Origin of the sequence: Methanobrevibacter sp., from assembly GCF_017431965.1 — an archaeon.
GTDB lineage: Archaea > Methanobacteriota > Methanobacteria > Methanobacteriales > Methanobacteriaceae > Methanocatella.
This window is the reverse complement of the sequence record NZ_JAFRKB010000027.1, coordinates 43,965-68,586: the sequence shown is the minus strand read 5'-3', so window position 1 is coordinate 68,586 and position 24,622 is coordinate 43,965. Positions and strand designations below refer to the sequence as shown.

General features: G+C 33.7%; 30 protein-coding genes. 23 read left to right on the top strand and 7 right to left on the bottom strand.

Annotation, left to right across the window (positions count from 1 at the left end; translation table 11 throughout):
* The first annotated feature begins 118 nt into the window (after positions 1-118).
* The gene (locus tag IJI93_RS03155) at positions 119-412 is read left to right on the top strand and encodes a hypothetical protein (protein ID WP_292819815.1); all 294 of its coding nucleotides are present in this window, start codon (positions 119-121) and stop codon (positions 410-412) included.
* Between the two features lie 353 nt (positions 413-765).
* Positions 766-1,623 (top strand): DUF1002 domain-containing protein, encoded by an 858-nt coding sequence (locus IJI93_RS03150; protein ID WP_292819812.1) that lies wholly within the window; start codon positions 766-768, stop codon positions 1,621-1,623.
* A 234-nt stretch (positions 1,624-1,857) separates the two neighbouring features.
* Here the strand turns inward: IJI93_RS03150 and IJI93_RS03145 are convergent, their stop codons facing one another.
* Complete coding sequence (locus tag IJI93_RS03145; RefSeq protein WP_292819809.1) at positions 1,858-2,862, bottom strand: right-handed parallel beta-helix repeat-containing protein; 1,005 nt, start codon at positions 2,860-2,862, stop codon at positions 1,858-1,860.
* A 315-nt stretch (positions 2,863-3,177) separates the two neighbouring features.
* Here IJI93_RS03145 and IJI93_RS03140 point away from each other — a divergent pair, with 315 nt between their 5' ends.
* The 5 genes from IJI93_RS03140 to IJI93_RS03120 all read left to right on the top strand — a co-directional run bounded on the left by IJI93_RS03140 (position 3,178) and on the right by IJI93_RS03120 (position 5,332).
* Entirely contained in the window at positions 3,178-3,801 is a 624-nt protein-coding gene (locus tag IJI93_RS03140) for a zinc ribbon domain-containing protein (RefSeq protein WP_292819806.1), read from the top strand.
* 385 nt (positions 3,802-4,186) lie between these two features.
* Entirely contained in the window at positions 4,187-4,789 is a 603-nt protein-coding gene (locus tag IJI93_RS03135) for an acyltransferase (RefSeq protein ID WP_292819908.1), read from the top strand.
* A gap of 62 nt (positions 4,790-4,851) precedes the next feature.
* On the top strand, positions 4,852-5,013 hold the full coding sequence (locus tag IJI93_RS03130; RefSeq protein WP_292819802.1) for a rubredoxin: 162 nt from the start codon (positions 4,852-4,854) through the stop codon (positions 5,011-5,013).
* A 76-nt stretch (positions 5,014-5,089) separates the two neighbouring features.
* Entirely contained in the window at positions 5,090-5,209 is a 120-nt protein-coding gene (locus IJI93_RS03125) for a rubredoxin (protein ID WP_292819799.1), read from the top strand.
* Between the two features lie 12 nt (positions 5,210-5,221).
* Positions 5,222-5,332, top strand: coding sequence for a rubredoxin-like domain-containing protein (locus tag IJI93_RS03120; RefSeq protein WP_292819789.1), 111 nt, complete (start codon positions 5,222-5,224; stop codon positions 5,330-5,332).
* Positions 5,333-5,351: 19 nt separating this feature from the next.
* Here IJI93_RS03120 and IJI93_RS03115 read toward each other — a convergent pair whose 3' ends face one another.
* Entirely contained in the window at positions 5,352-5,951 is a 600-nt protein-coding gene (locus IJI93_RS03115) for a YigZ family protein (RefSeq protein ID WP_292819786.1), read from the bottom strand.
* A 66-nt stretch (positions 5,952-6,017) separates the two neighbouring features.
* On the opposite strand from IJI93_RS03115, the gene IJI93_RS03110 reads away from it, so the two are divergent.
* Positions 6,018-6,404, top strand: coding sequence for a hypothetical protein (locus IJI93_RS03110; RefSeq protein WP_292819783.1), 387 nt, complete (start codon positions 6,018-6,020; stop codon positions 6,402-6,404).
* Between the two features lie 18 nt (positions 6,405-6,422).
* Here IJI93_RS03110 and arfB read toward each other — a convergent pair whose 3' ends face one another.
* The 3 genes from arfB to IJI93_RS03095 all read right to left on the bottom strand — a co-directional run bounded on the left by arfB (position 6,423) and on the right by IJI93_RS03095 (position 8,159).
* On the bottom strand, positions 6,423-7,115 hold the full coding sequence (gene arfB, locus IJI93_RS03105; protein WP_292819780.1) for a 2-amino-5-formylamino-6-ribosylaminopyrimidin-4(3H)-one 5'-monophosphate deformylase: 693 nt from the start codon (positions 7,113-7,115) through the stop codon (positions 6,423-6,425).
* 9 nt (positions 7,116-7,124) lie between these two features.
* Positions 7,125-7,607, bottom strand: a complete 483-nt coding sequence (locus IJI93_RS03100; protein ID WP_292819778.1) for an RNA-binding protein — start codon at positions 7,605-7,607, stop codon at positions 7,125-7,127.
* Between the two features lie 72 nt (positions 7,608-7,679).
* Positions 7,680-8,159 (bottom strand): type II toxin-antitoxin system antitoxin SocA domain-containing protein, encoded by a 480-nt coding sequence (locus IJI93_RS03095; protein WP_292819776.1) that lies wholly within the window; start codon positions 8,157-8,159, stop codon positions 7,680-7,682.
* A gap of 305 nt (positions 8,160-8,464) precedes the next feature.
* Between IJI93_RS03095 and IJI93_RS03090 the strand changes: the two genes are divergently transcribed.
* The 4 genes from IJI93_RS03090 (at position 8,465) to IJI93_RS03075 (ending at position 9,890) form a co-directional block, all read left to right on the top strand.
* Positions 8,465-8,695, top strand: a complete 231-nt coding sequence (locus IJI93_RS03090) for an LSm family protein (protein ID WP_292819773.1) — start codon at positions 8,465-8,467, stop codon at positions 8,693-8,695.
* A gap of 59 nt (positions 8,696-8,754) precedes the next feature.
* A complete protein-coding gene (locus IJI93_RS03085) occupies positions 8,755-8,943 on the top strand; it encodes a 50S ribosomal protein L37e (RefSeq protein ID WP_067042784.1) in 189 nt (62 codons plus the stop codon).
* A gap of 137 nt (positions 8,944-9,080) precedes the next feature.
* Positions 9,081-9,491, top strand: a complete 411-nt coding sequence (locus IJI93_RS03080) for a hypothetical protein (protein WP_292819770.1) — start codon at positions 9,081-9,083, stop codon at positions 9,489-9,491.
* Positions 9,492-9,500: 9 nt separating this feature from the next.
* Positions 9,501-9,890 carry a hypothetical protein gene (locus IJI93_RS03075; protein ID WP_292819767.1) on the top strand — a complete coding sequence of 130 codons (390 nt, stop codon included), beginning with the start codon at positions 9,501-9,503 and terminating at the stop codon, positions 9,888-9,890.
* Positions 9,891-9,907: 17 nt separating this feature from the next.
* On the opposite strand, the gene IJI93_RS03070 is transcribed toward IJI93_RS03075, so the two are convergent.
* Positions 9,908-10,243, bottom strand: coding sequence for a hypothetical protein (locus IJI93_RS03070; protein ID WP_292819764.1), 336 nt, complete (start codon positions 10,241-10,243; stop codon positions 9,908-9,910).
* 176 nt (positions 10,244-10,419) lie between these two features.
* Between IJI93_RS03070 and rnc the strand changes: the two genes are divergently transcribed.
* The 8 genes from rnc to IJI93_RS03030 all read left to right on the top strand — a co-directional run bounded on the left by rnc (position 10,420) and on the right by IJI93_RS03030 (position 19,485).
* Complete coding sequence (rnc, locus tag IJI93_RS03065) at positions 10,420-11,091, top strand: ribonuclease III (protein ID WP_292819761.1); 672 nt, start codon at positions 10,420-10,422, stop codon at positions 11,089-11,091.
* Positions 11,084-12,550, top strand: coding sequence for a homoserine O-acetyltransferase (locus tag IJI93_RS03060; protein WP_292819759.1), 1,467 nt, complete (start codon positions 11,084-11,086; stop codon positions 12,548-12,550). The genes rnc and IJI93_RS03060 overlap by 8 nt, the downstream gene beginning before the upstream one ends.
* 39 nt (positions 12,551-12,589) lie before the next feature.
* Entirely contained in the window at positions 12,590-13,288 is a 699-nt protein-coding gene (locus tag IJI93_RS03055) for an AzlC family ABC transporter permease (protein ID WP_366513275.1), read from the top strand.
* Positions 13,288-13,602, top strand: coding sequence for an AzlD domain-containing protein (locus IJI93_RS03050; protein ID WP_292819756.1), 315 nt, complete (start codon positions 13,288-13,290; stop codon positions 13,600-13,602). The genes IJI93_RS03055 and IJI93_RS03050 overlap by 1 nt, the downstream gene beginning before the upstream one ends.
* 197 nt (positions 13,603-13,799) lie before the next feature.
* A complete protein-coding gene (locus IJI93_RS03045) occupies positions 13,800-17,018 on the top strand; it encodes an Ig-like domain repeat protein (RefSeq protein WP_292819753.1) in 3,219 nt (1,072 codons plus the stop codon).
* A 258-nt stretch (positions 17,019-17,276) separates the two neighbouring features.
* A complete protein-coding gene (locus tag IJI93_RS03040; protein ID WP_292819750.1) occupies positions 17,277-17,771 on the top strand; it encodes a hypothetical protein in 495 nt (164 codons plus the stop codon).
* Positions 17,768-18,607, top strand: a complete 840-nt coding sequence (locus tag IJI93_RS03035) for a toll/interleukin-1 receptor domain-containing protein (RefSeq protein ID WP_292819747.1) — start codon at positions 17,768-17,770, stop codon at positions 18,605-18,607. The genes IJI93_RS03040 and IJI93_RS03035 overlap by 4 nt, the downstream gene beginning before the upstream one ends.
* Before the next feature lie 14 nt (positions 18,608-18,621).
* Positions 18,622-19,485, top strand: a complete 864-nt coding sequence (locus IJI93_RS03030) for a toll/interleukin-1 receptor domain-containing protein (protein WP_292819743.1) — start codon at positions 18,622-18,624, stop codon at positions 19,483-19,485.
* Between the two features lie 93 nt (positions 19,486-19,578).
* Here IJI93_RS03030 and IJI93_RS03025 read toward each other — a convergent pair whose 3' ends face one another.
* A complete protein-coding gene (locus IJI93_RS03025) occupies positions 19,579-20,652 on the bottom strand; it encodes a DUF11 domain-containing protein (protein ID WP_292819740.1) in 1,074 nt (357 codons plus the stop codon).
* Positions 20,653-20,933: 281 nt separating this feature from the next.
* Here IJI93_RS03025 and IJI93_RS03020 point away from each other — a divergent pair, with 281 nt between their 5' ends.
* From IJI93_RS03020 to IJI93_RS03010, 3 genes are all read left to right on the top strand, one after another.
* The gene (locus IJI93_RS03020) at positions 20,934-21,449 is read left to right on the top strand and encodes a hypothetical protein (protein WP_292819737.1); all 516 of its coding nucleotides are present in this window, start codon (positions 20,934-20,936) and stop codon (positions 21,447-21,449) included.
* Complete coding sequence (locus tag IJI93_RS03015) at positions 21,446-21,847, top strand: hypothetical protein (protein ID WP_292819734.1); 402 nt, start codon at positions 21,446-21,448, stop codon at positions 21,845-21,847. Before IJI93_RS03020 ends, IJI93_RS03015 begins: the two co-directional genes overlap by 4 nt.
* Positions 21,848-21,986: 139 nt before the next feature.
* On the top strand, positions 21,987-24,356 hold the full coding sequence (locus tag IJI93_RS03010) for an Ig-like domain repeat protein (protein ID WP_292819731.1): 2,370 nt from the start codon (positions 21,987-21,989) through the stop codon (positions 24,354-24,356).
* Positions 24,357-24,622: the final 266 nt, after the last annotated feature.

Sequence of the window (24,622 nt, the reverse complement as noted above, 5' to 3'; positions counted from 1 at the left end):
TACATATTAAATAAGTAAATATGGTATTATTTTACTTTTTCAATAGTGATTTTGCGAAATAGTGGCTTTCAAACCATTGGAAAGGTACTTATAATGATAATAAGAATGGGGGAATATCATGATTAGTGCAGAAGAAAAAGATAAAATCAAAGAGGAGATTGTAACTAAAGTAAACTCAGTTTTAGAGAAAAACAATGAATCATTCAGGATGGATAAGGTAAATATCCTGAATAAAAATGAAACAGTTAAGTTCATGGGAAACTACCGGGTTTATGACAGAAAAAATTACAATTCCGTTTCAAGTGAGATTAATACTTTCCTAAAGAAATACGGGGATGTTGACATAAAATCTAAAAAAATCAGAGACAGCGGCATGAAATTTACAACTGTAAGTTTCAATTTTGAACTATAGAAGTTTTACGAAGCATTAAAATTTTCTATAATCTCGAAAAGCAGCTATGGAGCATTTAATGGTCATGGTGACATCTTAAAAGTAATTTTTCACAGGATGTAACATCAATATTGTTTTTGTTAGTTTCAGAAATTCAGCGGAAAATTTCAAGAAAATATTTTTTATCATTTTTTCCAGAATTCATTTTTTAAATTATTTTGATTGAACAGTTTTTAGAATATGATATTATATCATTGTATATCTTTTACATATTTTTTTATATCTAAAAATAATTAAAAAAATTTCAAAAAACTGTAACATTTAAATACTACTTCGACAAATTATGATTAGGAATTTTAAAAGAGGTGAAAAATATGCGTAAAATTGCTATAGCTATAATGGCTTTAATTGTAGTCGGTATGTTGATTCCAATTGGATTTTCAACCGATTCAAACGTTGTAATAACTTATGGTGAAACTACACATGCAAATTCCAATTATAAGTCCGTTGTTGATAATTTCTTTAAAAGTCAAGCAAATATTGACATTAACAATGTTGATTCAAAAATTATCACAGCCGATCAAGTAAATAAAGTTTCAAGTTCAATAACTGGAAAATATTACGGTTCAGATCAAATATTTTCCTCTGCATTGGTTGATTTAAACGACAATGCCAAACTACAAGTAAGTGTGGACAAATCAAAAATCACCACAATTACAGGTGACATGTACATTTCAGCTTTAAAATCAGCAGGAATTACCAGTGGTCATGTTTATGTTACAAGTCCAGTACCAGCTACCGGTGAATCCGCTCTTGCAGGAATAATGAACTCTTATGAAGTAGTAACTGATGTTGAAATTCCGGAAAGTGTAAAAGAAGCGGCAAATGATGAAATCTACACCCAAGCAGAAATTGTAAACAATTCAGGTGTAAGCGCTGATGACTTATCAAAATTAGTAAATGAAGTAAAAGAGGAAGTTGCAAAAGATAATGTTACAGATCATACAACCATTGTAAACATTATCAACAATTATGTACAAAACAACAATATTAACATAACTAATAACGATATTGAAAACTTGGCAGACAGTATAGAACAAGTGCAAAACGTACAAGGAGATGTAAACTACTACAAAAACCAAGTTTCAGGATTTTTAAACGATACTGATACCAGCGGTTTTTCAATTGATTCAATCTTTGATTGGATTAAATCTTTTGTAAATGGAATTTAAATTCCATTTTTTCTTTTTTTTGGATTTGTATAAATCCTATTTGATTTTTGAAAAAATTTTTAAAAAATCCATTTTTATTTATATTTTTAATTAGAGTTCATAAACTCATCTGATAATTAGAATTTAAATTTACATAGAAATTTCACATTAACAATTACATTAAATTTATGGGGATTGATTCAAAATCCCCATCAATTGCATTCAATAATGCTACAAAACTTCCAACAGCATCATTTAGCTACTGTGAGTTGAAATCATACTTTGATTTGAAACTCTTATTTTTTCTAAATTAATTAAAGAAGAATCGTCAACATTTAATGCTGCATTTTCACCATTTAATGCAACATCATTTGTTCCATCTTCTGCAGTATTGTTCATGAAAGTTGAATTTTCAATATTTAAAATTTGATTATACACATATACGGTTCCAGAAGAAGATGCGGAATTATTGACAAATTGACAATTGCTGATATTTGTTATGCGATTACAATAAATTGCAGCACCTTTTTTTGCAGAATTCTGATAAAATTTAGAATTTTTAATGGTTAATTGGTGATTGGAATTAATTGCGCCACCTTCATTTTCACTAGCAACGTTATTGTAAAAAGTACAATTATCAACTATTGCATTACAGCACAAATCAAGTGCACCAGTATTTCCAACATTGTTCGTAAAGGTACAATTTACTATGATTATATCATCCCATGCTGAATTAACTGCACCGGCATCACCCCTATTATGGTCGAAATTACAATTAGAAACAATTCCACCATCGATGGATAATGCTCCGGAATCAAGCAGTGCAGTATTATTGGTGAAATTACACCCATCAAATATTTCATAATCCCCATAACATGAAACTACGGAATATCTTGCATTTCCATTAATGAAATTAATATTTTTTACAGTGATATTTTCTCCAAGCAAATATAATAAGCCTGCCTTGCCTGAACCGTCAATAATGTGTCCTTGTCCGTCGATTACATAATTATTGCGGGTTACTTTAATACCCCATTCCTCAAATTCTTTTCCATTATCTTTTGTAGAATTAAATTTATAATCCTTGTCTAATTTAAATTCGTTTACACCATTGTTGATTTTACCTTTTAATTCTGTAAAAGTACCAACATTGTCATTTACGCTCATATTTGATTTTTCACTTAACATATCCACATTATTATGTGCATCGTCTACATCAGCAGCACTCACACAGGATAAACTAATTGCAATGAAAATCAATGATATGAATAGAATTGCTTTTAATTTAATTATATTGCCTCCAAATTATTCGTTAAATTACTATTTACCTACTGATTATTTAAATATTTGCGAAAGTAAGCACTTACATGAGTGATTCATTCAAAAAACATTTCTAAAATAAATTTTAGCATAATCTATTAATGCGTATTGATTTTTAAGAAAATACGGAAATAGTTCAGTTATTTAACAAAAATAGGAGTTCTGCAAAATTTAGTTTATTTTTAATAATTATACACTTTTTAAACAAACTTTTTTAATAGGTTATCAATAAATTAATAATGATGGAGGTTTATAATGCCTATTAAGAAACATTGTCCAAATTGCGGAAATGAGATTACTTATGAAAATGAATTCTGTACTGAATGCGGTTATGACTTGATAAATAAAGTGCCTAATAATGTATTAAAGAATTCCCATGGATTTTTTGATAACTTGTCTGAAAAGGTAAACATTTTTGTTTTGATTTTTTCGTTTATAATCTTTGGAGTTTTCTTATTTGTTGGATCAATATTCTGGTCATCATTCATATCCAATGGGTCAATTGATTTTATAACATACTTGCTGTTAACAATCGTATTTTCAGTATTTTTTGCATCAATGTTTGTGGGATATTGCGCATGTAAGGATAAATCTTATGTTTTTCCGAACTTTTTAGCATATATCGCGGGAATATATGCAGCTCTGTTATCCATCATAGGATTGATATTCACATTTTTATGGGGGTTAATTTCAGTATTAGGCTCAATCTTTTCTTCTGGATCTAGTTCTGCATATCCTAATCCCTATCAGTCAGCAACTTCGAGTGTTACTCCATCTGCGGATTTAAGTTTTATTTTTAAGATAATATTGTTTATTTTATTGATTCCACTTGCATCCTATGCAGGTATCTATTTTGGATATTTTTTGAGAGATATTTAATCTCTTTTTTTATAAATTTTAAGAATTTTTATTTTTTCATCAATATTGTTTTTGAAAAAATTACTATTATTAAACCATTTAGTATATATACTTATAAAATACATAAATTAATTCATTAACAAATAAAATTCAATAATATAGGTTTGATAATATGGTCAGATTTTCACAAACATTGGGGGATAAACGTTCAAAAAGTAGAGAAAACCCTTATGAACAAGTCATTGAGAATCATTATTATTCTCAAGAAAGACAGCCTCAGGCAGTCCAGATGCCTAAAACTGATAGGTTATACAGCCAGCCTCCTAGAGGAGTTTATCAACAAGACAATATGGTAATGACTCCTCAAAGAGAAGAGCCGGCTGAAATAGTTTATGAAAGACCAGTTATTGAAAGAGAATCCGTAAAACCTGACTTATCAAAACCTGAATTGGAATTCCCACCTGATCAAAACATTCAGTTTGGTGTTGAGTATTCTCCAAATTCAAAGCCGCCTGTAGTTGGCAGAAACCACACTATCAGGTCAAATTCAATCATTTACAATGATGTTGTCATTGGAGATAATTTCAGGACAGGACACAACGTTGTCATTCGTGAAAACACCAATATCGGAGATAACGTTTTGATTGGAACAAATACTGTCATTGAAGGGGATGTGATTATTGGAAATGACGTCAGCATTCAGTCTAATGTATATATTCCGACCAATTCAGTAATTGAAGATAATGTATTTATCGGACCTTGCGCTTGTTTTACCAATGATAAATATCCTGTAAGGATTAACTATGAACTTCAGGGACCTAGAATCAGGCGTGGCGCATCCATTGGTGGTAATACAACTTTCCTGTCAAATGTTGAAATTGGGGAAGGTTCCATTGTCGCTGCGGGAGCTATTGTAATACATTCCGTTCCGCCATTCTACTTGGCCATTGGAACTCCAGCCCGCATCAAGCCGCTTCCGGATCACTTGAAAGTTCCAAACAGATTTTAGTTCGTAAATACCAAAACATTATATATTTTGATATTACAATATAAGATTAAGGAGATTATATTATGGCAATATATAAATGTAAAATTTGCGGATATGTTTTTGATGAAGATAACATTGAAGAGGGTTTAAACATTCCTGACGGAACCAGATTTGAGGATTTGCCGAATTCCTTCAAATGCCCTAAATGCCGCATGCCTAAAAGCATGATGGAAAAAGTTGAATAGTTTTATATACTCATAAGTTATAAAGTAATATTAATTAAATTGCATAATTTAATGAAAATTTTAGGAGATTGTTATCATGGCAAAATTTAAATGTAAAATTTGCGGTTTTGTAACTGAAGAATTTGAAGAACTCCCAGAAGACTACAAATGTCCTATGTGCGGCGCTACCGCTGACATGTTTGAAAAAGTAGAATAAGGAGGAAATAATATGGCTTTTGTTTGCAAAGTATGTGGATACGTTCATGAAGCAGATGAATTACCGGACGACTTTACCTGCCCAATGTGCGGTGTAGGTCGTGAAAACTTTGAAGAACAATAAGGTTCTTCACTTCTTTTTTTTAAATTTTTTCCAAAAACTGTTTGTTTTTATATTCGACACGGATTTTGCCGGAATATTTTTCAAATATTTTTTCAATGTCCCTATTGTCTCGGGATACGATATCATAGCTTACCTTATCGCTGTAATCCTTATCGATGGTGATTAGCTGATTGTTTCTAACTTCACTGTCGGCAGTTTTGATGTCTGAATATTCAAAAGTGATTTTATAAACGTCATATTCTTCAATTTCAACGATTTCAGCTTCGCCGATGGCTTCAAGCACTGATTTGGAGTAAGCCCTTACAAGTCCTCCGGCACCCAATTTGATTCCGCCGAAGTATCTTGTGACTATTGCAGTTACATTGTGAAGTTCATTTTTCCTTAAAACATTAATCATAGGCTTTCCCGCAGTTCCCCCCGGCTCGCCATCATCATCAAATCCTTCCCCATCACTTACGATATAGGCTGTACAGTTGTGTGTGGCATCGCTGTACTGTTCATTTAGCTTTTGAATGATTTCCTTTGATTCCTTTTTGGTTTTAGTTGGAAATAAAGAGCAGATAAACTGGGATTTTTTCACATTTATTTCACATTGAACCGCTTCTTTTATAGTTTTCATAGTACCCTATATATTTATATAATTAATCAAATATATTATAGTTAATTAATTTCGCAGGTGTTTATAATGACAAGTAGATCAGCTACTGTATTGGTGATATTTGTAATAGCAGTCATTGCTTTTTGTCTAGCTAGCGTTTTTGGCGCTATGACCGGACCGATATCAATTTTCCCAAATGAAACCGAAGGGGGAAGCATTTTAGATAATCTGTCAGCCATTACTGATGGTAGTGGGGATACTGGCAATAGTTATGGTTATGATGATTCTAATTATTATAGTAGTTCATCTAGCGATTCCGGATCAAGCAATGTAGAAACAACTACAGATGATTCCAGCGGATCCAGTCAACAATCTTCAGGTTCCGGAAGCGGACAGGGTTCTAGTTCTGGAGGTGGGCAAGGTTCTGGCTCTGGTCAAGGTCCTACCCCTAATGTAGAAACTACTGTAGGATAATCATTATCCTTTCTTTTTTTAAAAATCCAATAATTTTTCAACGTCTAAAATTACTGTGTTAATAGCTAGGTTAAAGAGTCTTTCTCCGTAAACTTCATCTACATAGACCCCATTTTCTTCAATGTCTATTGCACCATTTTCAATGTTTGGATCATTTTCACGTGCTTTCTTAAATCCATGTAGACCAACTTCCTCATATTCATCAACGTTTGCCTGATTTACAACTTCATCCTCATTTATGATGCCCAAAACTTTAGCCATTGACAGCTCACCGCTTCCTCCGTGAGGTCCTTCTGAGGAAATTACCTTGTTGTTGAATGTGATTGATAAACCTGTCTTATCTTCAATATCCCATAATTCAGTCATTAATGGGATGTTTCCGCCATGAGCATTTACAATAACGACCTTTTCTATATTCAAATATTTTTTAGCGGAGTTAAGTGTTTCAATAACATTATTTTTAAGTTCATCAAGGGATACATGGATTCCGTGGTCTATTTCATCCAATTCATAGGCTGGAAAGATTATTCCTAAAAATTTGGCTCCTGTCTGAAGGGATGACTGAAATGCGATATGGGCGGCAATTTTTGCATCCGTATCTATTGGAAGGGCCGGGCCGTGGTTTTCCATGTGTGATCCAAGTGCTATTATTCCGATTTTGTGAACTCCAGGGTCTCTGATTTTTCCTGCACGATATCTTAATTCTGCCATGTTATCACCTTATAGCTCAAAGTTCCAAATGTCATCGCCGACATAATGTTTGGTTGCAACAGCTTTTCCTGAGTCATTTTCAACCATCTCTTCGCCGCTTATCAGACTTACTCCGATGGCCAACGGTTTTCCATGTGTTTCGTCAATGATTAAAACGATGTCTCCTTCTTCAATTCCTTCATCGGCAGCTACGATTCCAGGACTCATAATGTCTGCACCATTGCTTACAAATCTGATGGCTCCCATATCGACAGTTACTTTTTTGCTGTCGATTTGATTTGCAAGAGCGGCTTTCAGGGTTGGGAATGGCTTGTCTTCAATCATTATGATGTAAGGTTCGCCGTCAACTAAAATGAATGAGTTAGGCTCTGCCTCAAGTATTTCTACATTCTTTTTATTTTGAAGTAAATCGCCGTATTCTCCCAATTCGGCTTTTATTTCTTTAATTTTCTTCTTTTTTAGGAAATTTCTTTTTTTAACTTTTATGCTCATGTTTTTTGCCCATATATTTTAATGAATAATATATTTATACTATGAATAAATAAATTTATTCATTTTTAGGATTTACTTCATATTATTTTTTCTTGAAAAAACGTGTTTGCAGTCTATATTTTCCCCCAAATCTGCAATGCTGAATGGAGCATCGTTTCTTATGTATTTTGCCATTGAACTTGCATTGTGGTTGATTAATTTGTTTATGTTTAGGTTTATTATTTCAAGTTCCTTTTCACTGAATTTTGCCTGTGGAATGATTGTTAGATAATATCTGTGGATTGTCCTGCTGTAGTAGGGTTCCTTTCTTAAAAATAGCTTATTTTTGTCAATCAGATCCTGAGTCACTTCTGAAAAATGTTTGGGCTTGATTCCCTTTTTGGATTTGATGTATGTTTCCTTTGTAAGCAATGTCCCATATTTTTCGTAATAACTGAAATCAATGAAATACAGTATGCTGCAGAGCACAGTCTTTCCTACATGTGGCTTATTGTAGCATTTGGACAAAATATATATTATTAATCTGATGTAGGTGTCTTTATCGAAGTTCATTTGATGGCCTGGTGATGGTTGTGTGGTTTAAGTTATGTTTTGTTTCATTTTTATATTGAGTCAAAGAGCAATTGAGAAATAATGTGTGTTTTCAAGATTTAAATAGTTGGAATATAATAATTGGTAATTAGATAATCTTTTTATACTTTTTATTAAAAATAAGGTAACCTTTATATAGTAGTGTAATTATAATTAATAGTATTAGTTTTAATTAGGTTTTGTCTTATCTTAACTTGATTATATTATGAGTACTTACTCAAATTTAATTCATAAAACTAAAATTTGTAATAATATAAGGTGATATAATGAGCGGACAAAATGTTCAAAGACCACTTGATGCATTAGGAAAATCTGTAGATGCTCCAGTTTTAATAAAACTCAAAGGAGATCGTGAATTTAGAGGCATACTTAAGAGTTTTGATTTACACATGAACTTAGTTCTTAATGATGCAGAAGAGTTACAAGACGGAGAAGTTACTAGAAGACTCGGCATTGTCCTCATTAGAGGAGATAATATTGTTTATATCTCACCATAAATATTATTCAATACTTATTTCGAGATTATATTTTTAGCGATAACTAGGGAGGTGTATCGATGTCAAAGGGAACTCCATCAATGGGTAAAAAGAATAAAAAGACCCATATCAGATGTAGAAGGTGTGGTAGAAACACTTATCATATACGTAAAAAAGTCTGTGCTTCTTGCGGATTCGGTAAATCCAAAAAACTAAGAAGGTACAGTTGGCAAAATAAAAAACCAACTACTAGACAAAGACTAGTATAGGTTGGTAATGCTTTGAAGATTATTTAAATAATCTTCTCTCAAATCTATTTTTCAAGTTACTTTTCAATCACTGTCTAATTTATTAACTACTTTTTTTAAATAATATACTTGATTAAGCTATACTTGGAGGTATCATCATGACTAGCTTAAGTGATGTTGCTCGGGATAATGATGTAAATTTGGAAGATTCCGTTGTTTTTATCAAGGACAATGATGATATACTGTCTGTAGACATCAGCAGTGTCGGAATCAAACAGAGAGCAGACGATACTATGGGCGTCAGATTTTCTTTAAGCCCAAAGCAGACTAAGGAACTGGAGAACTTTTTTAAAAAGTTTCAGAATGGTGAAAAATTCTATTTCAATATTTCACAAACAGGCTACAGGCCGGTATATTATAGGGGATTGTCTCCAATTACTAAGGAAGTAAGCCCAGAGTATGATTCAAAGTTTAACGTAACTTTGTTCATGCAGAAAGCTATTGTGGTTCCCGATGATTCATACTTCGAGCCAAGCTGTGAGTGTTGTGAATTCTGCCATATCGGATAAGTGATAATTATGTTAAATCAGGAATTTTCAAACAAGATTAAAATTACCAATGTTAAAACAAGGGAATTCATTGAAATTGATCAGAGAAGAACTCAAATAAGGGAAAATCAAAATGGTCTTATGGCTTTCAGCTATAAGGCACCATTATTTGAAACAATGGAACTTGAAGACTTTTTTGACAATTTGGATTCTTCCGGAAAATTGACTGTTGATATTGGTGATACAGGGGAATTCGGTGTAAACTTCAGGGGAATTATTGAAGGAAAAGAAAAGAACTTCTCTCAAAACCTGGACCACAAGATTATTCTTCTTGAAAACCATAAATGTCCAAAGCCTGGAGAGTTTATTCAGGTAAAAAGATCTTCAAAATTTGTACCTAGAGGCAAAATTTCTGAATGATCTTTATTTCATTTTTTTTAAAATTCATCTTCTACGGCTTCCCATAGCTCAGGGGCCCAACCCTGACCGCCATCGATTACCATATCCAGCAATCTTACCTTTCCATCTTTAAATCTGAATAGTCTGTAGTCCTGCTGGGGCTTTTTGGATGTTCCTTCCTTGTTGCAGTCAAGGTATACTCCTTCTTGGTATTCCTCTTCAAAGTCACCTGCCTGAACGAATTCTCCAACCAGGGAATATCCGTTTTTGACGCTTTTATCCAGTTTTTCAACTGTTTTAAGCCAGCCGCCTTGTGCTCTGAATTTTATGTCCGGGTCAATTCTTGTTATTTCTTCTTGCCAGTTTATAATCATATTACCAAATCCTTTTTTGATATTAATTTGTCCGGATATTAATATAAACGAAAAGCTAGAGCATTTGAGAAGAAATATTTATAACAATAGTTATATATGATTGCATGATATATAAATTATATATAACTAAAATTCAATAATATATATTGATATTAAATATACTTGGGCTTTTAATCATGAATTTATTTGAAAAATTTGGTATTGAAACTGAAAATGAACATTTATATGAGGTGGCTTTTACTCATGGTTCATATGGAACAAAGCATAATCTGGATTATACTTACGAAAGGCTGGAATTCTTGGGCGATTCGGTTTTAAGTTTAATCGTATCGGAGTATCTCTTCAAGAAATATCCTCAATATGAAGAAGGAAAACTTACAAAGTTAAGGGCAAACTATGTCTGTCAGAATGCTTTGATCTATTATTCTCATGAGCTTGGCTTGCCGGATTATCTGAACGTATCTGCCGAGGAATCAAATCTGACACATAATGAAGTGATATCCATTACTGCAGACATATTTGAATCATTCTTAGGGGCGATATTTCTAGACCAGGGCATTGAATTCGCACGGGAATTCATATCTAAAGTCATTTTCAAATACATTGATAACGATACAGTATTTTTTGAAGATTACAAGTCTACAATGAAAGAATATGGGGACGCTAAAGAGGTAGACATTTCCTATAAAATATTGCATGAATATGGTGTTCCTCATGATAAGACATTCATTATAGCAATTTTGGTTGACGGAAAGGAAATGGGTGTAGGCAGAGGAAAGAATAAAAAAGAAGCGGAACAGAACGCTGCTAAAGTAGCTATTGAAAAGTTAGGTGTTTTAAATGAATAAGGAATCTGTTGGCATTGTCGAAACAAAATATTTAAATATTGAAGAGCCAATTGAATTAGACAGTGGTAAAACTCTTAAAAATGTCACTGTTGCCTATGAAACTTATGGTGAACTTAATAAGGAAAAATCCAATGCTATTTTAATTTGTCATGCATTGACTGGCGATGCGCATGCTGCCGGATGGCATGAAGGCGATAAAAAGCCGGGATGGTGGGAAATTGTCATCGGTCCTGGCAAGGCTTTGGACACTAAAAAATATTTCATTATCTGTTCAAATGTATTGGGCGGCTGTAAAGGAACAACCGGCCCTAGCTCCATTAATCCTGACACTGGAAAGGAATACGGAATCGATTTTCCAGTAATTACAATAAGGGACATGGTAGAAGTTCAAAAGCAATTGGTTGATTCGTTTGGAATTGACCAGCTGTATGCTGTTGTAGGCGGATCAATGGGTGGAATGCAGGTTCTCCAATGGCTTGTGACTTATCCTCAAATGATGAAAAAGGCCATACCAATGGCTACCGCCGCAATGTCTTCACCTCAGCAGATCGCTTTTAATGAAGTGGGTCGCCAGGCAATTTTCTCAGATCCGGATTGGAACAAGGGAAATTATTACGAAACTGGCAAAAAGCCAAAAAACGGTCTTTCACTAGCTAGAATGATTGCCCATATTACCTATCTAAGCGATGAGTCAATGGACATCAAGTTCGGACGTGGCCTTCAGGACAAGGATGAAATCAGCTATGACTTTACAATGGACTTCCAGGTTGAAAGCTACCTTCATCACCAGGGTGAATCATTTGTAAAGCGTTTTGATGCAAACAGTTACCTGTTCATTACAAAGGCCGTGGACTTGTTTGACCTGTCAGTCAATGATTCTTTAGTCGACGGATTTAAAGGGATTGAAGCTAAAGTTGAAGTCATTTCTGTTGATTCCGATTGGCTGTATCCAACCGAACAGAGCAATGATATCGTAACTGCCTTAAACGCTAATGATGTTGAGGTATCATTTTCAGAGATAAGGTCCAACTATGGCCATGATGCGTTTTTGCTTGAAAAAGGGCAGCTAAATTTCATTCTATCAAAATTCCTGGCAAGCAATGTTGTTCGTGATGTGATGAAAGAGGTTGTAGTAACCATTAAGGAAGATGCGAATGTTGTTGATGCGGCCAAACTAATGTTGGATAAGCAGGTTACCCATATTCCGGTGGTTACCGAAAGCTATAAATTAATTGGAATCGTTACAAGTTGGGACCTGTCCAAATCCATTGCAACAGATTCCAATCAGTTGCGTGAAATCATGACCACAACAGTCAAGTACTGTTATGCCGACGATTCCATCGAATCTGTAGCTCGCATGATGAACGAATACGATATTTCTTCCCTTCCTGTTGTTGATGAGGATATGGAAGTATTGGGAATCATTACAACAGACCAAATTAGCCATTTATTAAGTTAAATTGCTAATTTTTACTTTTTTTATTATTTTTAAGGAGACATTGCTATTTCTAGAAAAGCCAAGTTTATTGAAGGTGCTAAAAAGGGTATTCCAATCACTTTTGGATATGTTCCAATGGGAATTGGTTATGCAGCAATAGCCATAAAAGCGGGCTTGACGCCTTTGCAGACAATCTCAATGTCTTTTTTAGTTTATGCAGGGGCAGGCCAGATTATTGCAGCTTCCATGTTTTTAAGTGGTGCGACTGCAATGGCCATTATATTAACAAACTTCGTTGTCAATTTAAGATATTTTGTAATGTCAACCTGCATCTTAAATCAAGTTGAAGAGTCAAATACTCCATTGAATATCTTGGCAGCCCATGTGACAGTTGACGAGTCGTTTGCAATGTTTTCATTAAGTGAGGATTCATCAATTTGGATATATCTTGGAATTGCGATAACTGCATGGTTAAGCTGGTGTCTGGGTGCGGGCATTGGTGTTGTTGTTTTGGATTTGCTTCCTGTAATTGTAACAAACAGTTTCAACATTTCATTATATGCATTGTTTGTGGCAATATTAACACCCGCCATTAAGGAAAACAGACAGATTGCCATTTTGGTTTTGATAACTGCCGTTTTAAATGTAGTTCTGGGTCAATTTTTAGGAAACTGGTCCCTGATTGTATCAACACTTGTCGGTGCCGGAATTGGAATGTATCTTGTTGATGATGAATATTTGCTGGCAGGTGATTCATGATGGATTATGTCAATTTGGTCATTCTAGGATGTGCACTTGTGACATTTATCCCCAGGTTGATTCCTGCATTATTCATAGATAAGCTCAACTTCAGCCCAAAATTTGAAAAATTCCTGAATTTGATTCCATATACTGCACTTGCCGCCCTGATATGTCCGGGAGTATTAACAGTGGACAATCAGTTATGGTATATAGGTTTGATAGGTGCGGTTGTTGCAGCCGGACTTTCCTGGAAAAAGGTGCCTATGGGAGCCATTGTAATTTTAACTGTGGTTGTATTGATTACTGTTTATTCAATAGTTCCGTTTTTTTAATTTTCTAAATGTTTTTGTAAAATTATTTCCACAAGACTGTTGCAATTAGTACAATGTCTATCACTTTTATTTTGATGTATTTAATTTGTTCTGTTTTTCTTAATGAAATTAAATGTTGTATATATAAATACAACATATTCTCATATATATTCATATCTTTTTATTAAAATAAGTATTTTTAATACGAGGTTGTTTAAATGAAATATAAAAAGTTAATATTATTGTCTTGTCTTTTACTTGCACTCTTGACGATTGGTGCTGTAAGTGCACAAGATGATGCAACTGTTGGAATAAATGATAACGGAGATGTACTTGAAGTTGATAATGATTTATCTTCTTCAAATGATGTGTTAAAGGAATCTTGGGCAACATTCACTGATTTGAATAATCTAATTAATTCTGGTGAAAATGAAACTATTTATTTAGACAGTGATTATCGCTATGATGATTATGAGGATTCCGATTTAATTGAAGGTATTGTTATCAGTCGTAATATGACTACTATTAATGGAAATGGGCATACAATCGACGGGTATAATGCTGCAAGAATTTTTACTGTTGATTCAGAAATTATTGTTGAATTTAGAGACATTATTTTTGTAAACGGTAATGCTGATAATTTTGAGGCTCCCGTTGCTGGTGCTGTCTGGGGTAGTGGTTCTGATTATACTAAAATGATAAACTGCACTTTCACTGGCAATTCTGCGGAGTATGGTGGAGCTATTTCTTCAGTCCATGCTATAGACTGTACTTTCACTGATAATTCTGCTTATTATGGCGGTGCTGCTCTTGGTTGTGTGGCTGAGAATTGTATTTTCAACAACAACACTGCTGATTTCGGTGGTGCAATATATCAGAGTGATGCTATAAATTCCAGCTTCAATGATAATCAGGCTTACTCTTTAGGTGGAGCAATATATGAAGTTTATGAGTGTGAAGACTGCAGTTTTACACATAACACCGCACAAAATGGCGGAGCAATTTATATTGCATATGAACCTGTCCTAAATGCCATATTTACAGAAAATTACGCGGAGCAATGTGGCGGTGCATTGGATACTGGAGATGCTTTAGAATCTACTTTCATTGGAAATACTGCAGAAAATTATGGTGGAGCAATATTTAACGGTTTTGAAACTGACTGTATTTTCGAGGATAACACTGCAGGTATAGATGGTGATGATACTTATATTGAGGATCCGGATGTCATCATTGTTGATTTAATTTATTATGAGGATGTTAACGGCACTGTAATTGAGTATTGGTTCCCTCAGTCTGCAGAAGGTAATATCAGTGTTTATATAGATGGAGCTGAAGAGCCATGCTATACTGTTGATGTTCCTATGCCAAATTATGGTTGGTATTATGAAATTTATGCAAATGAGTTGGAAGGATTTGAGCTTATACCGGGGTCTTATGAAATTGAAGTAGTATATTCCGGTGATGGAAGGTATGGAGAATACAGTTGGACAGATACTTTGGAAGTAACTGAAGAAGAGGTGGATCCGGACGAAAATATCACTGATGATTATAACATTACATTCAGTGAATACCATAACTTCAATCAGAATGTCATTCAAGGTCGTCAAACTTATGATGCTGCTTTTGAGTTCCCATTCATTGCTGAAGGTGTAGTATCCATATATGTTGATGATGTATATTATGGTGATGTAGAAGTTGAGTATGGTGACGCTTTTGCTGAAGTCGATACATCTGATTTGGATTTCGGAATGCATGATGTCCTGTTCGAATATTCCGGTGATGACTACTTTAAACCTTCAAGTGCTCATGATTCATTCAATGTGACTTACATTAAATTTGAAGTTCCAAGCATAATTACTGAGGATGGTGGAATGTCAGCTACTACAGCACTCGTTGCAATGCCATTTGATGCAACAGGAACAGTAAAATTAATTGTAGATGATATTGAAAATGCAACAGATCAAATTGAGGATGGAAATGCTGTATTTAGTTTACGTGATTTGGCTTACGGCAACCATACAGTAGAATTGGTCTATCAAAATGGTAATTATCCAGATGCAAGCAAAAAATTCGATGTTGAAAGTCTTATTGTAGTCTCTAAAAAGGATCCTAACTTATCTGTAAGTGTCGATGATATTAATGTTGGTGAAACAGCAATTGTCAATGTTTTAATGGATACATCAGTAAATGGTAATGTTCTAGTTGATGTTAATGATGTTGAATACACAGTAAATGTTGTAAATGGTAAAGGTAGTCAATCTGTTTCTGGTTTGACTGCAGGCAGTTATGAGGTTTTCGCATCATTTGATGGTGATGAAAATTATCTTGCTGCAAGTGATTTTACAGAATTTGCCGTAAATAAAATAGACACTGACATTTCTGCAGTTTATAATGATGGTACTGGTGAGGTTGTTGCTACTTTAACTAATGGTGCTACCGGTCAAGTCATTAAAAACGCTAATGTGAGATTTATAGTTGGTGATAAGAAATACACTGTCAAAACTGATGCTAGCGGTAAGGCTATATATTCCACTGCAAACTTAGACGCAGGCACTTACACTGTCACCGCTTCTTATGAGGGTAACAGCAAATATAATCCTTCCAGCGCAAGTGTTGATGTTATTGTTAAAGCAAGAACTGCTATTTCAATTGACTTCAATAACGGAGCTAGAGAGATTGTTGCTACTTTAATCAATGATGTTACTGGTCAGGTTATCAAGAATGCAAATGTGAGGTTTGAGGTTAATGGTGTGAAATCCACTGTTAAGAGTGATGCAAACGGTCAGGCAAAAGTTTCCGTTGCAGACTTGGCATTAGGCACCTACGAAGCCACAGTCAATTATCTGGGTAACAACAAATACAACCCATCCAGTATAACCGTTGATTTCACCATAACTAAGATTATGACCAGTATTTCTATATATTATGATGAGTCAACCCAGGAACTTGTTGCTACATTAATCAATAGTGAAACCGGTCAGGCAATTAAAGGTGCTACAATAGTATTCAATTATGATGGTGTAAAAACCTCTGCTAAATCCGATAAGTTTGGTCAGGCAAGGTTATATATTGGTGAGCCTAGCGCTAATAATGCTAGCCTTTCATATGGTGGAAACAACAAATACCTCAAATCATATGCATCAACAAAGATTGTAACCGACAAAATTTCAACCGTTATTTCCAATTTCTATTACAAAGAAACACAGGAAGTAGTGGCTACACTTATTAACAGGGAAACCGGCCAGGCCATCAAAGGAGCAACTGTAGTGTTCAACTTCAATGGCGTCAAAACAGCTTTAAAAACCGATAAACTCGGCCAGGTTAAACTGTCAGTTGCAGATTTGATTCCAGATGAATACTATATAAGCAGCTCATACGGCGGAAACAGCAAATATGCCGGATCAGTTGCAAGAATAAGCTTCGTTAAAATATAAAGGAGAAATTCCACTCTCTCCTTTAACTTTTTTTTTTAAAATGATAGGATAAACTAAATAAGTCAAAAACACTTTGTTAATGGTCGTCACTCTATTTTTATCTAATGGTGCACAAATGCCTCAACTTATTAGGTTGGAGGGGTTTGAAAATTAAAATCTATTGAATTGAAAAAATAATAGGTAATATTAAATATTATTTAAAATATATTTAATTTTATATAATTTAAATTATTATTCAACTGTTCATTAGGTGTTTAGATGAATAAAAGACTAATTGAATATTTAATTATTGCAACAGTAATTGTATTATTGATATATGGTTTTGCGACCATGATGGGTTATAAATACCCTGAAAGGGAAGATAACATAACTGATTCAATAGCCATGTATCACCCTACAAGCTCTTCTTATAAGGTTAATGGGGATACTGTCGAATTTAGAAATATTTTATACGATTTTTACAATATGGATGTTAGTAAATTAAACTCTTCAAACGAAAGGGTAACAAATCTGATAAATCATTATGCAAATTTCGGTAAAGGTGGTGTTGATTACTTAAATGAAAATAGTTATCTAGTTACAGTTGAATTTGATGATGGTTCTGGTTTTAAATATCATTCCATGGTTATCCCTATTGATTCATTCAACAAGAATGATTTTACATTTAATGATTCTGCAACAGTATATCTATTTGAAGGGAACAACAGGAATTTTGTTACAGATTCAGCATTTAACAGTCGGGTGGTATTATGAGTCCTGAAAAATCTTTCGATGATGATAAACATAAGGTATTTATAAGTTATTCTACAAGAAACAGTGAAGTTGCAAATAAAATACGTTATGCTCTCGAACAGAATGGTCTTCCATGTTGGATTGCTCCTAGAAATATTCCTCCGGGCACAGTCTACATTGATGCTATTGCAGATGCAATCAGGTCAACTAAAATTGTAGTTTTAATTTACTCCGAGTTTTCTCAGGCATCAAAATATGTTAACAATGAAATTAATATGGCATATTCTCACAATAAGCCTCTTTTGTCCGTAAATATTGATGATTCTCTTCCTAAGGAAGATATGGAATATTTTTTAAAGGTAACTCAATGGCTACCGATAGATCCTGATTCTAATGATGATTTAAAGGAAGTCGTTGAAAATGCATTTGAGTTATGCAAACAAAAAAAGGACACTCCTGTCACTGTTGATTTAAGCAATTATAATCAAAAAGATTTGTCCAGTCATAAAAAAGATATAATATCTCTTGTGTTGCTGGCAATACCTGTTCTTTATTGGGCTTCATTTTTCTATATGGGAATTGTCGCCACCAAAAAGTTATGGGTTCTGATGGGTTTACTCTATGCCATTCCACTTCTGATGTGTTTTGCATTTTATTTTGAAATAATAGATTTGTTGTTCCTTTATTATCCAATATTCGTATTGTTTGTCGTTTTGGCTTTAATATTTTGGATTATAGCCGTAATCCATGGACTGGTAATCAGAAATGAATTCTTAACAAGAAAATCAGTTTTAAGGTTCACTTCTTCAAATGATGAGATTTTCTCATACTTATATGATGAATATATTAGATTGTAACAGTTGTGATTGATATGGGTCATGATGTTTATATATGCTATGATAATGAGAATAAGGAAGTTGGTGAAGAGATTTACCGCGTATTTGAAAAGAACAACATTAAATCCTGGATTAAATCAAAACATATGTCTTCTGCTGACAGTGTTGATAAGATAACCAATGCAATTGCAGATTCTAAATGTTTTCTTTTGGTCTTTTCCAAGCATACGAAGGATACAAATTATGTCCTTACGGAAGCTGACATTGCATTTTCTAGAGAGATACCGATTGTTGTATACAAAATTGATGATACGAAAATAGGAGGAAATCTGGAATTTATTCTGGAAAACCAGGTTGTGGTAAATTCATTCCCATATTCCAAAAGGCAGTTAGAGACACTAGTTAAGAAAACTTCCGAAATCGTAGGAAAGCCTGTAAGCAAGGTAAAGATTGATTCTGAATCTGTCAGCTTTTTTGACGAGATCAATCCTCGAAAAAGGGAAAATAAAATTGAGAAATATATTAAAATAGCCATTCCGGTGGTTATAGCATTGGTTTTGGTTTATTTCTTCTTGATTTTGCCTATGGGGCAGAATACTACTGGTGATGGTTTGTTTTCCATGAACATTACTGATGTTGATGTCAGCGGAACCAACTACATTGTCCATGGCGAATCTTATAATTTGCCTTCCGACAGTCAAAATTATGTCATGAACATTAAGTTCTTCGATGCTCAGGACAATATGCTTTTTGAAGTAAACTCCACAGCAGATGAGTTTAAGTCAGGAATAATGTGGCAAGGAGATATAAATGCTGATAATGCAACACATGTTGGCTTTAAATTGATTGATTTAAACAATAACGTAATTTCCACAGATGATTATGTGATATCTTCCTGATTTTCATCTAGGAAATTATTACTTTTTTTTAAAATAAGGATTTTTAGATATGTAAGTCAATTTAAGCTATAAAAAAAGAAAAAAATAAAAAATTTAAGTTTTAATTTTATCGTAAGCAACAGAGCCGGATATAATAATTAGGAGCGCTATAAAAATCAAGATAGGAATTCTTGTATAATCCTGAGCTGAAATAGCTTTAACAACTTCTGGAGTTAAGTTATAATCAGAGGAATTTGAATTAAATATGTTCCTTATGGATACCAATGTATCTGAAATTGCATCAGTTAATGATTCAGTGGATTTGGTTAATCCGGAATTTTCATTTTCCCTGTTGTTGCTGTTTGAACTTGCTCCATTATTGTTGTAGTTGCTTTGTCCGTTATTGCTGTTGGAGCCTTCTCCGTTGTTGTTAGTTTCCCCGTTATTGCTGTTGGAGCCTTCTCCGTTGTTGCTTCCTTCGTTATTGTTGGAGTTTTCTCCGTTTCCAGATTCCTGATTTTGATTATTTGAGGTTTGGTCATCTCTTTTTACAACTTTAGGTCCATGATTGTTTCCGCGAAGACCATGGCTGGCTCCGCCCTGATCAGCACTTGTCCTAGTTGTATTTGATGAAATTCTTGTATTGGCTGTAATGGTAGATTTTAAATCATTGTTTGTTAAATCTACATCATCGGAATCTGTTGTTGCATTGACAAATATGAAAAATGTTCCAGACTTTTCCAGTTTTGTCAATATTGTCAATGTTGCACTAGTTGCACTGCCCATATCGCCAATGTGCCATATTCCACTTTCACTGTCATAGCTTCCAGCAGTTGCATCGGATGAAAGATAAATGAAGTCATCAGGAATGGTATGATAGACATTCACGTTTTTTGCAGTCCCATTGTTGGCGTTGACAGTTATAATCAACGGAATTTCAAAGGTCATGGATCCGATGGCAAAGGTTTCCCTTTTGATGTCACCAAGTTCCATATCAACATATAAATCAACTTCATCGTCGCTGGCATCCAAAGTGGAATCAACGGATTGACTCTGAAGGGTGATAGACGAAGAAGTATCATCTGAAGAACTTGCATTATAATCAATATTTTCACTGGCCGCTGCGGTTCCAAGTGATAATATGACTGTTGTGAGCAAGACTAATGCAAAAAAATACTTAAATTTCATATTTTCACCAGTCAATATACCAAATCGCTTCAGCATATTTTTGAATGTTCATCGATATTGTTAGATATTTAACAATATGATATTTTTATATAATTATTTGTGCATGTCCATTAATATACTTTTTTTTGGTTTTTGCTTGAGATGTAAAAAAATATGGGATGTTTTAAAAAAAATTCAAATTGATGTTTTTTGTATATTCTTTTCAGTATATATTAAAGTTATTAATTAAAAGTTCTACAAATTGTATTGATTTAAATATATCGAAAAATATAAATTAATTCATGTTTGATAAAAGGGTTTTTTTAATATTAGTTTTACTTCTAATAATAGGAACCATATCTTCAGTAAGTGCAAGTGATTTAACAACTGAATTCACTGATAAATTAGCAACCGATGAAGGGCATATTGCAATTTATCAAAGCACAGACACTGAAATTTTAAAAGAAACACAAAATACCTTTAAAGATTTGAATAATCTTATTAATGGCAATAGTGGCAGCGAAGTTTATTTGAACTGTAATTATACATTTGACCCAAATGTTGATGTTGACTTTAAGGAAGGGATCAATATTAGTCGTGTCGTGACAATTTGGGGTAACGGTTATACTTTAAATGGGAACAATGCTGCAAGAATCTTTTCGCCGACCAATGCGGATGTAATAGTGAGGGATATTGTTTTTATAAATGGTAAAACAGTTGATAACGGTGGTGCTATTGATGGTAAATGTACTTCCATAAACTGTACTTTCATAAGCAATTCTGCTCTAGGCTACGGTGGTGCGGTAAGTCAGCCATGACTTCTGATAAGCAGGGTCAGGCAAGGTTATACATTGGTGATCCTGTTGTTGAAAGCGCAAGTCTTTCATACGGAGGAAACAGCAAATATTTAGGCTCATACGGCTCAATAAAGCTTCAAATTGAAAAAATTTCAACTGTCATTTCCAATTTCTATTACAAAGAGACACAGGAAGTAGTGGCTACCCTGATTAATAGGGAAACAGGTCAGGCAATTAAAGGAGCAACTGTTGTATTCAACTTCAATGGCGTTAAAACTGCTTTAAAAACTGATAAGCTTGGTCAGGTCAAAATGTCAGTTGCTGGTTTAAATCCGGATGAATACTATATAAGCAGTTCATACGGTGGAAACAGCAAATACGCCGGATCAGTTGCAAGAATTTATTTCGTTAAAATCTAAAAAAGGAGGATATTTTTTCTCCTTTAACTTTTTTTTATTTCTATTCGTTTTTGGTCGTTGTTATTAAATGATACATCTTTTTTCAAAAATTGGGTTAGTTTAAATAGATTTATATTGAATAAGTTAAATATTATTAATCATGTTTAAAAAAAGGTATGTTTTTGTTTTAATTCTATTAATATTTACAATCACTACTTTATCAACAGTTAGTGCAAATGATTTAAACACTACAGATGAAGTGATTGCTGATGATGTATTGATAGATGATGAATTAGAACAAACGGAGGATGTAATTTTAGAAGCAAGTGGAAATACTTTCACTGACTTAAACAATATAATTTCTTCAAGTGGTCCAACTGTTGACTTAGACCGTGATTATTATTATACTTCTAACGATAAGAATCTCCAGTATGGTATTGAAATTAATAGTGATTTGACAATTAACGGTAATGGTCACACAATATATGCAAATGGTGCACGTGCTTTCAAAATTGGTGAAAATGCTGATGTAACTATTAAGGAATTACATTTTGTTAACAATGTTAATTATAGTGCTATTATGTCTTATGGTGGGACTATTCATAATAATGGATTTTTGAATTTAGAAGAGTGTACATTTGAAAATTCTACTGCAGTACGTTATGGGGGTGCAGTTTATTCATCAAATTTTCTTATAGTATATTCATGCAGTTTTATAGAAAATAGTGCATATGAGTATGGTATTGAAAATGTCTCTTCTCATGGGGGAGCAATAGCATCTAGTGGTGAATTAGATGTGTATAGTTCATATTTTCTTCTAAATTATGCAGGATATTCAGGTGGTGCTATTTTTAATGCGGGAGAAATGCTAATTGTAGGTTCAAGTTTTGATTTAAATATGGCTGAATTTGCAGGTGCTGTCGATAATGATGGGCACATGGAGGTTTATAATTCTAATTTTACTGGAAATGAGGCTTATTCAACTGGTGGTGCTATTTATTCATATGGGGTAAGTGAAATTTATTATTCTAATTTTGAGGATAATAATGCTGAAGATGCCGGTGCTGTTTATTCAGAAACTGAATGTTTATTTGTAAATTCTACTTTTATAGGTAATCGGGCTGAAGTTGATGATGGCGGTGCTATTGATATTGATATGGATAATGATGGAGATGTGAGCATTTACAATTCTACTTTTATAGGTAATTCTGCTGATAGTGGTGATGGTGGTGCTATTAATAATGCTGGAAACGTAAATGTTTACAGTTCAACTTTTGTTAATAATTCAGCAGGAAATGAAGGTGGAGCTATATGGTGTGGTTCTGCTGTGAATTGTAATTTCACTGGTAATTCTGCAAGTTATGGTGGTGCAATGTACAATGGTTCTGCTGATAGTTGTATTTTCAAGGATAATGCCGCTAGTGTAGAAGGAGATGATACATATGGAACTACCATAATAGGTAAACCAAAAACTAAGATAACTTTGCAGAATAATGATGGTACTTTAATTGCTAAATTAACAAGGACAGATTCTGGTAAAGGAATTTCTGGTGCATATGTTATTTTCAATATTAATAATGTTAATTATAAGGTTAAGACTGATTCCAGTGGTCAGGCTAAATTGGTTGTTCCTAGTTTGGATTCAGGTACTTACCGTGTTACTGCCACTTTCAAAGGTAACAGTAAGTATGATTCTTCTAGTGCAAGCATTGACATTGCAGTTAAAGCAAACTCTAACCTTTTAGCGGTTTTCAATAATGGTGCTAGGGAAGTGGTTGCTACTTTGACTAACGGTGTTACCGGTCAGGTTATTAAGAATGCAAATGTGAGGTTTGTGGTTGATGGTGTGAAATCTACCGTTAAGACTGATGCTAACGGCCAGGCTAAAGTTTCAGTTTCAAGTTTAGCCCAAGGCGCTCACGCCGTAACAGTTTCCTATGATGGAAATAGCAAATACAATCCATCCACTAAAACAATAAGCTTTACCATATCTAAAGTGATGACCAGCATTTCACAATATTATGATAAGGCGACTAAGGAGTTGGTTGCTACTTTAATCAACAGTGAAACAGGCGCAGGCATTAAAGGAGCTACAATCGTATTCAATTATAATGGTGTTAAAACAGCCATGACATCTGATAAGCAGGGTCAGGCAAGATTATACATTGGTGATCCTGTTGTTGAAAGTGCAAGTCTTTCATACGGTGGAAACAGCAAATATTTAGGCTCATACGGGTCAATAAAGCTTCAAATTGAAAAAATTTCAACTGTTATTTCCAATTTCTATTACAAGGAAACACAGGAAGTTGTTGCTACCTTAATTAATAGGGAAACAGGTCAGGCAATTAAAGGCGCAACTGTTGTATTCAATTTCAATGGCGTAAAGACTGCTTTAAAAACTGATAAGCTTGGTCAGGTAAAACTTTCAGTTGCTGGTTTAAATCCGGATGAGTACTATATAAGCAGTTCATACGGTGGAAATAGCAAATACGCTGGGTCTGTTGCAAGAATTTATTTCGTTAAAATCTAAAAAAGGGGATTTCACTCTCTCCTTTTTAACTTTTTTTTTATTTTTTCCCATAATTTTATCAATAATGTCTAGTTTTTATGGTTATTTCATAATTAATATATACTAATATTAATAAAGATATTTTTCATATTATAACTTTTTTGCATGGGGGAAAACATTTTGCGATATAAAAAGATAATAATGCTAACAATTATTCTTACTTGTTTGCTTGCAGTTTCTGCTGTAAATGCTGCAGATAATGTTACGGGTGATGTTGTTAGTGTCCA

Excerpts from the sequence above, each read along its gene's own strand:
- IJI93_RS03155 (WP_292819815.1), top strand. The coding sequence starts at position 119 with ATGATTAGTGCAGAAGAAAAAGATAAAATCAAAGAGGAGATTGTAACT.
- IJI93_RS03150 (WP_292819812.1), top strand. The coding sequence starts at position 766 with ATGCGTAAAATTGCTATAGCTATAATGGCTTTAATTGTAGTCGGTATG.
- IJI93_RS03140 (WP_292819806.1), top strand. The coding sequence starts at position 3,178 with ATGCCTATTAAGAAACATTGTCCAAATTGCGGAAATGAGATTACTTAT.
- IJI93_RS03130 (WP_292819802.1), top strand. The coding sequence starts at position 4,852 with ATGGCAATATATAAATGTAAAATTTGCGGATATGTTTTTGATGAAGAT.
- IJI93_RS03125 (WP_292819799.1), top strand. The coding sequence starts at position 5,090 with ATGGCAAAATTTAAATGTAAAATTTGCGGTTTTGTAACTGAAGAATTT.
- IJI93_RS03120 (WP_292819789.1), top strand. The coding sequence starts at position 5,222 with ATGGCTTTTGTTTGCAAAGTATGTGGATACGTTCATGAAGCAGATGAA.
- IJI93_RS03115 (WP_292819786.1), bottom strand. The coding sequence starts at position 5,951 with ATGAAAACTATAAAAGAAGCGGTTCAATGTGAAATAAATGTGAAAAAA.
- IJI93_RS03110 (WP_292819783.1), top strand. The coding sequence starts at position 6,018 with ATGACAAGTAGATCAGCTACTGTATTGGTGATATTTGTAATAGCAGTC.
- arfB (WP_292819780.1), bottom strand. The coding sequence starts at position 7,115 with ATGGCAGAATTAAGATATCGTGCAGGAAAAATCAGAGACCCTGGAGTT.
- IJI93_RS03100 (WP_292819778.1), bottom strand. The coding sequence starts at position 7,607 with ATGAGCATAAAAGTTAAAAAAAGAAATTTCCTAAAAAAGAAGAAAATT.
- IJI93_RS03095 (WP_292819776.1), bottom strand. The coding sequence starts at position 8,159 with ATGAACTTCGATAAAGACACCTACATCAGATTAATAATATATATTTTG.
- IJI93_RS03090 (WP_292819773.1), top strand. The coding sequence starts at position 8,465 with ATGAGCGGACAAAATGTTCAAAGACCACTTGATGCATTAGGAAAATCT.
- IJI93_RS03085 (WP_067042784.1), top strand. The coding sequence starts at position 8,755 with ATGTCAAAGGGAACTCCATCAATGGGTAAAAAGAATAAAAAGACCCAT.
- IJI93_RS03080 (WP_292819770.1), top strand. The coding sequence starts at position 9,081 with ATGACTAGCTTAAGTGATGTTGCTCGGGATAATGATGTAAATTTGGAA.
- IJI93_RS03075 (WP_292819767.1), top strand. The coding sequence starts at position 9,501 with ATGTTAAATCAGGAATTTTCAAACAAGATTAAAATTACCAATGTTAAA.
- IJI93_RS03070 (WP_292819764.1), bottom strand. The coding sequence starts at position 10,243 with ATGATTATAAACTGGCAAGAAGAAATAACAAGAATTGACCCGGACATA.
- rnc (WP_292819761.1), top strand. The coding sequence starts at position 10,420 with ATGAATTTATTTGAAAAATTTGGTATTGAAACTGAAAATGAACATTTA.
- IJI93_RS03060 (WP_292819759.1), top strand. The coding sequence starts at position 11,084 with ATGAATAAGGAATCTGTTGGCATTGTCGAAACAAAATATTTAAATATT.
- IJI93_RS03050 (WP_292819756.1), top strand. The coding sequence starts at position 13,288 with ATGGATTATGTCAATTTGGTCATTCTAGGATGTGCACTTGTGACATTT.
- IJI93_RS03045 (WP_292819753.1), top strand. The coding sequence starts at position 13,800 with ATGAAATATAAAAAGTTAATATTATTGTCTTGTCTTTTACTTGCACTC.
- IJI93_RS03040 (WP_292819750.1), top strand. The coding sequence starts at position 17,277 with ATGAATAAAAGACTAATTGAATATTTAATTATTGCAACAGTAATTGTA.
- IJI93_RS03035 (WP_292819747.1), top strand. The coding sequence starts at position 17,768 with ATGAGTCCTGAAAAATCTTTCGATGATGATAAACATAAGGTATTTATA.
- IJI93_RS03030 (WP_292819743.1), top strand. The coding sequence starts at position 18,622 with ATGGGTCATGATGTTTATATATGCTATGATAATGAGAATAAGGAAGTT.
- IJI93_RS03025 (WP_292819740.1), bottom strand. The coding sequence starts at position 20,652 with ATGAAATTTAAGTATTTTTTTGCATTAGTCTTGCTCACAACAGTCATA.
- IJI93_RS03020 (WP_292819737.1), top strand. The coding sequence starts at position 20,934 with ATGTTTGATAAAAGGGTTTTTTTAATATTAGTTTTACTTCTAATAATA.
- IJI93_RS03015 (WP_292819734.1), top strand. The coding sequence starts at position 21,446 with ATGACTTCTGATAAGCAGGGTCAGGCAAGGTTATACATTGGTGATCCT.
- IJI93_RS03010 (WP_292819731.1), top strand. The coding sequence starts at position 21,987 with ATGTTTAAAAAAAGGTATGTTTTTGTTTTAATTCTATTAATATTTACA.